We start from the raw sequence: 9,480 nt of genomic DNA on the forward strand, positions 1-9,480 counted from the left end.
ATCATAAGTTTCTTCCGAGACAATAGCGCCGAGATAAATAGAGTGTACGTAGTTCATAAACTCCGGAAATGTCTCAACGATAATCAGGCTAAAAAAACAGAACAGCCAGATAAACCAGAAGAAATAGAGTGAATAGGATACTAATTTATTCATCGGGCAAGACCTTACTCCCATTGACCTTGGGAAATAATGCATATAGTCATTATGCATTCGTGGGCAAATCGACTTGAGGGAAGCAGCAATACCCCGATATTACTGCATCAATTGCACCATCAAGATTAATAACATCATCCTTCTTATATACATATCCACGAACACCTATTCCAAGACATTTTTTCAAATAATAAATTGAGGTTAGTGAGGTATAAATAAGCACTTTTGACTCAGGAGACATTAGCATGAGTTTTTGGATGAGATTAAGTTGAATGTTTTTATATCCAACAAAATCGACAACAATGATACTCGGCTTATAAATACTGGCCATTTTTATCGATTCTAACTCTTCGCCAGTTTCATAAACTTTTCCACCTTTGCACTCTATCAGTCCCCTCACGACATGCCTTATTAAAGGATGTTGGTCAATAATCAGAGCTGAAATGATTTTATTCATCGTGACTTACTCGTGAAGTTATGAGTGTTTAGGCGAAATTATCATTAATGATAAAATCGCCCAGCGAATATATGTCCTAATTAAGAGTGTATTGCCCCGATAATGCACAATTTAAGTCAAGAACAGTTTCAGCTGACGTCGATGGTGATGTAACATAAAGTCCATAATAAATACTGTCGGTATCATACTGCTCTGAAATACCATCAAATCCTGCGACATTAATTGGACGAGAGAATGAATAACCGGCAGCGGTCCCTGCATTACCATCACGATAAGCGCCACAAGTCACTTGAGTGTTCCCACCCGTCGCTATCGTTGTATTGGGTGTAATAGAAAAGTTTAATGTTTTACTTTTCACCGTTGATAACCAGTTAACACAATTAACCGATAACTTAATTTCGCCAATATTTTGCGACAACCGTGTTGCATTGCTGTTATACGAGTAAATATGTTCGCCACTCAAAGTATTCTCAATACTGAGAGGCCCAGATGCACTTGCCTCACAGGCAACATCAAGATTTTGGGCACCCAAATCAATAGTACTGGTTGTATAACCGGTTCCACCGGTAGCCAATGTACAATTGGCATTATTAAGACATGAAAAACCCTCTGAAGAGGTTGTAACTCTAAAACGCCCATTACTGCCAACGAGTGTTGAAATATTAGCATAAGGGATTGACACGTGCTGATTAAGATTGACACCATGGGCCTCTGCCACCCTTAGTGAATTATAATGAGTGGTGGCATTCGATAATTCTGTGTCATAGCTGCCGTCACCCTGAAGATCAACATATCCTCTTTGTATTTCTGCGCCAACAGCACCTGATGATGTTAATAAATTAAACACATAAACCAATCGGCAAGATTGTAATGATTGAGTCCCAGCGCCTGTTTTCATTTTGCAGGTATTAGGATGAGTAGTTTCGTGGCTAGGTAAATAATAATGTGTCAGATCAAAAGTAAGTTCACTTAGACTAGTTTGTGGATTTTCTACAACATAATGGCTAAGTGCGATATTTGGCAGTGCTGAAAAAGCCAATGTGAATGTGATTAAGTTAAATAATTTCATAGTAAATATCCAAAATAAGGTAATGACAAAGCAGGCATAAATTGCGGTAAATATTATTGCCTTCTTTTTTAACTATTCAGCTGCGCATAGAGGGTATTAACATTATGGACATACCCTCTATACCGTTATTTATTTCACTATCGCCTTACATTGTTAAAACAAATTTCATGCTAAATGGCACGGGCACAAACGTCATAACATCCGTATCACTGGTACCATTGATTGTTGCCGTCACGGTACTCTCCCCTGGATTAGTACTGACGAGTGTCACGATAACTTCACCATTTATATCGCTTGTTCCGGTGGCAGCGATCGTTGCGCTATTAGTGGCATTGAAACTGACTGATTGATTCGCGACCACATTGTCAAATGCATCAGTGACAATGGCTTTAACACTATTTTGTGCCGTGCCATCCGCTGGCATATTGCCGATAACAGATTCCAGACTGACCTTTGCCGTGCTCGGATCAGAGACGAAAGTCGTATCTACCGTTTGACTATGACCATTGACCGTCGCGGTGACTTTAGTCATACCTGATTTGGTATTGGTTAAGGTCAATGTCACTGAGCCATCTGCGTCGGTCGTACCGCTGGCTGCAATCACGCCACTGTTATCGGCACTGAAATTCACCAGCAGATTCGGCACCCGGTTACCCTGAGCATCTGTCACCACCGCTTTAACACTGTTTGTGGCGACACTATTAGCCAGCGCACCATCAACTTCAATCGTCAGTGCTCCAGCGACAATAGTTGCCGTACTTTCATCAGCAATAAAGGTGACATCTACATTTTGGCTATTACCATTCACAGTAGCAGTAACACGGCTGACCCCTGAGGTAGTATTGGTCAACGTGACCGTCACTGAGCCATCTGCGCCGGTCGTACCGCTAGCCGCAATCACACCACTATTATTGGCACTGAAATTCACCAGCAAATTAGGTATCAGGTTCCCATGGGCATCCGTCACCACGGCTTTAACACTGTTGGTAGCAGAACCATTTGCCAGCGCACCATCAACCTCAACACTCAGTGCTCCGCCCACAATGGTGGCTGTACTTTCATCAGCAATAAAAGTCATATCCACTGTTTGACTATGACCGTTCACCGTCGCGGTGACTCGACTCACTCCAGCCGTTGTACTGCTCACCGGTAACGTCACCGAACCGTCTGGGCCTGTCGTAGCACTGGCAGTCATCACTGCGCCATTATCGGCACTGAAGTTCACTAGCAGGTTCGGTACCCGATTGCCTTGTGCATCGGTGACTACCGCTTTGACACTGTTGGTAGCAGAACCATTAGCCAGCGCACCATCAGTTTCGATAGTCAACGCTCCACTCACAATCGTTGCCGTACTGCTGTCTGGAATGAAGGTCACATCCACCGCTTGGCTGTTGCCATTGACTGTGGCGGTGACTCGGCTTATTCCTGATGTGGTATTTGTCAGAGGCAAAGTCACCGAACCATCTGAGGCTGTCGTAGCACTGGCCGCAATTACCGCCCCGTTATTGGCACTGAATGTTACTGCCAGATTAGGTATTCGGTTGCCTTGCGCATCGGTGACTACCGCTTTGACACTGTTCGTCGCGACACCATTAGCCAGTGCACCATCGACCTCAATACTAAGTGCTCCGCTGGTAATGGTTGCTGTACTACTGTCTGGAACAAACGTGACATCCACCGTCTGGCTGTAACCATTAACCGTCGCCGTCACGTGGCTCACCCCAGAAGTGGCGTTAGTCAGTGATAAAGTCACCGAACCGTCGGTGCCCGTCGTAGCGTTGGCGGCAATCACCGCACCATTGCTCGCACTGAACGTCACCACCTGATTGGGTACCCGATTGCCAGTAGCATCTGTCACTATGGCCTTCACCGAGTTAGTCGCACTGCCATTGGCCAACGCATTATCACTGGTGATAGTCAGTGCACCACTGAGAATGGTCGCGGTGCCACCATCAGGGATAAACGTCACATCCACGCTTTGGCTACTACCATTTATTGTCGCAGTGACACGGGTCACTCCGGCCACCGTGTTGGTCAGTGGTAACGTTACCGCACCATCAGCACCCGTCGTGCCATTGGCGGCAATCACTGCGCCGTTATTAGCGCTGAAAGTCACCACTTGATTAGGCACCAGATTACCTGTTGAATCCGTCACGACTGCTTTCACCCCGTTGGTCGCACTGCCATTTGCCAACGCATTATCACTGGTGATGGTTAGTGAACCACTGGTAAGGGTGGCGGTTCCACCATCAGGAATAAAGGTCACGTCCACCGTTTGGCTATGACCATTGACCGTCGCCGTTATACGTGTCAGTCCGGTTGTCGTGTTGGTTAGCGGCAGGTTCACTGCACCATCAGCATCGGTAGTTCCGCTGGCGGCAATCACACCACCATGATTAGCGCTGAATGCCACCACTTGATTAGGCACCAAATTACCATTGGCATCCGTGACGACAGCTTTCACTGCGTTGGTCGCAATACCGTTAGCAATCGCATTGTCGCGGGTGATAGTCAGTGATCCACCGAGAAGAGTGGCTGTGCTGCTATCCGGAATAAAGGTCACCTCCACTGCCTGACTATGGCCATTGACCGTCGCCGTCACACGCGTTATCCCGGCAGTGGTGTTGGTTAATGGTAAGGTCACGGATCCATCTGTACCGGTCGTGCCATTGGCGGCGATTACCGCGCCATTATTCGCACTGAAAGTCACCACCTGATTGACGACCAGATTACCGGTAGCATCGGTCACCACCGCTTTTACTGAGTCGGTCGCACTGCCATTTGCCAGTGCATTGTCACTGATAACCGTCAGTGCTCCACTGAGAATAGTCGCGGTTCCGCTATCAGGAACAAATGTCACACTCACTGACTGGCTGTTCCCATTGACTGTCGCTGTCACATGACTTAGCCCGGCGGTAGTATTGGTCAATGGCAACGTGACAGCACCATCCGCACCTGTCGTGCCACTGGTAGCGATTAATGCATTGTTACCTACACTAAACGTGACCACCAAATTCGGTATGAGATTGCCGAACGCATCGGTGACAACAGCTTTTACAGTGTTCGTTGCAACACCATTCGCCAACGCGTTATCACTGATAATCGTCAGCGCACCACTCGCGATAGTTGCCGTGCCACTGTCAGGAATAAAGGTGGTATTCACACTTCGACTCTGACTATTGACTGTCGCGGTAATATGCACCATACCGGCTGTGCTGTTGGTTAGCTGCAAAATCACTTCGCCATTGGCATCCGTGGTGCCACTAGCGGCTATCACCGCACCGTTATCTGCACCGAACGTCACGATCTGATTCGGTACCCGGTTGCCTGTGGCATCGGTCACTACTGCTTTCACCTCATTAGTGGCACTACCATCAGCCAGTGCATTGTCGCGACTAACTGTCAGTGCACCATTGGCAAGTGTGGCCGTTCCACTATCGGGGATAAACGTCACATCCACTGTCCGGCTAATACCATTAATTGAAGCAGTTACACGCGTTACACCCGCAGTCACATTGGTCAGTGATTGCGTCACTGAACCGTCGGCTCCCGTTGTTCCATTAGCCACAATATTTGCACCATTGCTGGCGGTAAAAGCCACGGCGATATTAGGAATGGGGTTTCCGTGAGCATCGGTCACAATAGCTTTAACACTGTTACTTGCATTGCCATTGGCGAGGGCATTATCACTTTGTACAGTCAGCGCACCGTCGACAATTGTCGCCGTGCCAGTGTCTGGAACAAAGTTAACCGCGACACTTCGGCTGGTTCCATTGAGTGTGGCTGTTACATTGACGGCACCTGTGGTGTCGTTCGTCAGCATCACGGTAATTGCCCCATTCGTGTCAGTAGTGCCGCTAGAAAGTGACAGTGTGGCGCTGTTGTCTGCACTGAAATTCACCAGCATATTGGGAACAGGGTTACCATTAGCATCCGTTATGACAGCCATCACGCTATTGGTCGCCGCGCCATTGGCCAATGCATTGTTGCTCAGTACGGTCAGGTTCTCACCCAAGATGGTGGCGGTGCTTTCGTCAGCAAGAAACGCCACTGCGGCTTGTGCTCTGTTGCCATTATCCAACACAGCATGAACCTGCCCAGTACCAGCTCGAGTGCTCTTAACTGAAACAGTCGCTCTTCCTAAATTATCAGTGGTCGCACTTGGCGTGACAATGTCACCAACTGTGGCATTAAACATGACGTTCATGCCCGCCATCGGTGTGTTGGCTCCATTGGCGGTATCAACCACTAATGCCCGATAAGTGACTAGCGAAGCACCGTCAGCCGTCGCGCTCGTATTAGAACCCACAACATTCAGCGCTATCTGATGTGGAGATTCCTGCACAATAATATTCGTGGTCGCTGTATTCGATTTATTGCCACGAACATCATAGGCAACGGCACTGACTTGGTAGCTGTTGACGTTTTGCAGATGTTGATAAGCAGGTAGTGTAACGGAGGCCGATTCCATCGCCAGTGGCATCAAGGCACCACCAGTGGTAATCAATATCGGTGCACTCCACTCAACACGTTCAGCACCATATTTCGACGCCACAACACCTGTCAGAGTGACATTTTCTAAGGCATGAGCAGAAATCGATGCTGGCAGCGTTAAATTAATAAGATTTTGTTTCTCATACTGCATGACAATATTGTAATTGCGATCAACCAAATCATAACGGCTACCCGCCAGACTGCGCATCAAGCCAACCGTGTCTTTATTGATTTGATCAATCCAAGGCACACCGAAGCGGTAATTAAAGTTCAGACCCACCTGAAGCTCATTGGCGGTATTCTGGCCTTTCTTATGCGCCACATCGACGGTAACTAGCGGGATCGGCGTATAATTAACACCCAATGTTACCGCTGACGGTGAATCACCTAAATCATCTGGGTTGGTCTTACCACTATTCAGCGCGACACCTTTGCCGAAATATTTTTCATACATTAACGAGCCACCTAGCTGAGGATAGCTAGGCAGATAGGCCATGGCCCTGACGTCAAAACCATTGGCCGGGCGTTCGTTATAATCTTCCATTTCGGACAGCACTGACTGATGCCAGTCAGTTAAACGAAAATAGCCATTGGCAGAAAATTTGAGATTATCAGTCCAGGCTTCAGCCCCTACCCCTAAACGGCTATTTTTTCCGGTCAGGTCATAGTCATAAAAACTGTTAACGCCGAACATCCAGTTTTCAGTAAATTGGCGGACCCCAATACCCGCATTATTGGTAGTCCGATAACCATCGTAACGCACACCTAACTGACCAAATAACAGGTTGTCTTGAGATTCCACCAGCGGCAGTAATATATCGGCGTTACCCGTGCCAGTAGAATTAAGTTGTACGCGCGCATGACCAAATTGATTTAGCCAATCAGAGGCCGCCTGCGCTGCCAAACCAGAGGAAACCCCTCTCACGGCACTTTCTGCGGCTTTTGCTGAGTTATCACTTCCCATTACGCCCCAAAATTGGGTTGCGGTGCTGGCAACAGTATCTTCAGTAAGATTAAATTTATTCGCTCCAGAGCTATTTGACTCCTGAGCATTATCAGAACCTAAATCAGGTAATGTGCTACCTTGCGGTAAATTTGTAGCTTCTTCTTTCTCTATGAAGGGATTCTTTGATTGAGAATGGTAAGGAACAACCGGTTCTTTAATATAATTATTTGGCTGTTCAGAATAAGTATTAGGTGCCGCTGCCATAGGTTCAACCAGTATTTCGGAGGACCTCATCTTTGCCATTATCTCGTCTATTTCATCTGCACGAACAGATAATGATATTAACGGCGTGAAAGCTATTGTTATAGGCAGCAGTAATTGCATTAATAATGTATTAATTGCAACCACTCGCATAAGTGATTTATTTGAATGGAAACCGTTCATAGTGGATTCAAAGTTCCGATTTTGAATGGCGATATCCGTGACCGCGCAGATACGAGCCGTTTTATTATTGACAGAAATACAAACCCCATCACTGACCAACATATGATGTGATTGTGTATTCCACCCAATAAACTCATTTTTAATAAAGAAACAAAACGCATGACGAAAAGAAATGAGCAATTTAGCGAACTAAACTGCTCTAATTCTAATAGTTACATTAAAAATATCTTATCATCAAAAAATACAACATCTACGCTTACTAAATGTAAGAATGAACATCGTATAAAATGCGAAAACATAAACACACTGATTGTTATAATAACTAAATATAGCAAGTGTCACTGTGTCTTAGTCAATAAAAACTAAATCCGCGAGAGATAGTTCACTTTGTTTTGTACTTCATTGAACGCAGTATTTCTAACTCTGGCACACACCATTTTAAGTTTTGAATCCAGTTCCAGAGAAATGAGTTGCTTCGGATCGTTATCCAAAATGTTTCGGTTTTGTTCTAAAAATGCATACATATCGTTGATTTGGTCGAATTGCCCTCTAAATACACCGAACTCATTGGTGTTAAGCTTTTTGACCATGGAAAAATTATTGACGCACTGATCGTTGGTACTCTTTTTAATAATGGCGGCTGTCTGTTTCTCGGAGTCAACCTTTGCTTGTGTGCTGCATCCTCCCAATACTGCACTTGCCATCAATACTACTATCGCCACTGCTTTCATAAAATACCCTCATTAATCCTTTATAAGTATTCAACCTTCTATTGGATATTATACCCCTAAGACTGATATCATCCCGCATTGCTCTTTTGCCGTGATATCAGTCAGATTCGTTCAATTAAGGGGTCACCCAACATTTGTAGCAGGGACACCTTACATCGCGATCTTTTATGCTGTCAAATGGCGATATGTCAGATCTATAAGCTGAATTAACTCAATAGACCAGATGATTATACTACTCGAAGATCTCGATATGGATGGAAAGATCGTATTTTCAGGAATTAATGGTTTTATATCTCATATTATTTATATAAATCAGTTGATCACCCTAATTAAATTTAAGGCAAAAAAAATATGAATTTAATCTAATTTATTGATGCAGTGCAAAAAATGAAACGTTAATTGTCACCGCCATAATAAATAGAACACAACATCAGCAAATCAATAACAAAATATATCAAATGAGAAGGCGCGCTAATATATCAAGAAAAGTTTAAATAATTTAAGAATTATCTTGGTTGGGTAAGGTTGATTGTATTTAAGAAATATATATTTTTATGATTGAAACTCACTTATTGTTTTTAGCCAATAAATCCTTAAGCATTCCACTAATAACTTTAACTCCCAACTTGTTATATATATTACGTCTATGAGCACTTGCGGTTTTACTTTTCATATCAAGTTTTTCTGAAATTGCATTATTCGTCATTCCAGACAGGAGACACTCCAGAACTTCATTTTCTCTGTGGGTTAGTTGATTTTTTATTTTCCTGTAAAAAACAAATCGGTCAGATTCCTTAGGTGATTTTTTTGATAATAATAATCCCATAAGCATATCTGCTATTTGTTCAAGAGCTGCTGTTTTACATAAGACACCATCACACAACGCTGACAAGTAGATGAAATCCTCTGTATTTTCACCTTTTCGACTAAAAATCATAATAAAGACATGAGGGTTGAACATCCTTATCTTATCAATGGTATTGAATACTTTAGTCGGTGAAATATTGTCAACATCGAAAATAATAACACTGCGAGGGGGAAGTGGATTATAGAGGCTAGCATTATCAACAGAGGAGTATAAATTAATATTATCACTTTCATTAGGAATTAATTTTATTCCCTCAACAACAATCTTTAGAGATAATCTTGTTAAGCTACACTCACTAACAACAATGACTCCCATGAC

Annotated in this window: 5 protein-coding genes; all 5 read right to left on the minus strand. The window is 44.2% G+C overall.

All coding sequences use genetic code 11. From position 1 onward, the window contains the following. Window positions 1-202 precede the first annotated feature (202 nt). The 5 genes from ACIOG0_RS11605 to ACIOG0_RS11625 all read right to left on the minus strand — a co-directional run bounded on the left by ACIOG0_RS11605 (window position 203) and on the right by ACIOG0_RS11625 (window position 9,477). Window positions 203-610: a response regulator gene (locus tag ACIOG0_RS11605; protein ID WP_072086744.1), complete on the minus strand. Its 408-nt coding sequence runs from the start codon at window positions 608-610 to the stop codon at window positions 203-205. Between the two features lie 76 nt (window positions 611-686). Next, entirely contained in the window at window positions 687-1,679 is a 993-nt protein-coding gene (locus tag ACIOG0_RS11610; protein ID WP_128451534.1) for a heme utilization protein, read from the minus strand. 145 nt (window positions 1,680-1,824) lie between these two features. Further along, window positions 1,825-7,422, minus strand: a complete 5,598-nt coding sequence (locus ACIOG0_RS11615; RefSeq protein ID WP_164908378.1) for an Ig-like domain-containing protein — start codon at window positions 7,420-7,422, stop codon at window positions 1,825-1,827. Between the two features lie 503 nt (window positions 7,423-7,925). Continuing rightward, entirely contained in the window at window positions 7,926-8,294 is a 369-nt protein-coding gene (locus ACIOG0_RS11620) for a hypothetical protein (RefSeq protein WP_050101321.1), read from the minus strand. Between the two features lie 565 nt (window positions 8,295-8,859). Next, the gene (locus ACIOG0_RS11625; protein WP_128451532.1) at window positions 8,860-9,477 is read right to left on the minus strand and encodes a LuxR C-terminal-related transcriptional regulator; all 618 of its coding nucleotides are present in this window, start codon (window positions 9,475-9,477) and stop codon (window positions 8,860-8,862) included. Window positions 9,478-9,480 lie beyond the last annotated feature (3 nt).

The organism is Yersinia vastinensis, assembly GCF_044905075.1.
GTDB lineage: Bacteria > Pseudomonadota > Gammaproteobacteria > Enterobacterales > Enterobacteriaceae > Yersinia > Yersinia vastinensis.

Coding starts and splice junctions, on each gene's coding strand:
- ACIOG0_RS11615 (WP_164908378.1), bottom strand. CDS start 7,422: ATGGCAAAGATGAGGTCCTCCGAAATACTGGTTGAACCTATGGCAGCG.
- ACIOG0_RS11605 (WP_072086744.1), bottom strand. CDS start 610: ATGAATAAAATCATTTCAGCTCTGATTATTGACCAACATCCTTTAATA.
- ACIOG0_RS11620 (WP_050101321.1), bottom strand. CDS start 8,294: ATGAAAGCAGTGGCGATAGTAGTATTGATGGCAAGTGCAGTATTGGGA.
- ACIOG0_RS11610 (WP_128451534.1), bottom strand. CDS start 1,679: ATGAAATTATTTAACTTAATCACATTCACATTGGCTTTTTCAGCACTG.
- ACIOG0_RS11625 (WP_128451532.1), bottom strand. CDS start 9,477: ATGGGAGTCATTGTTGTTAGTGAGTGTAGCTTAACAAGATTATCTCTA.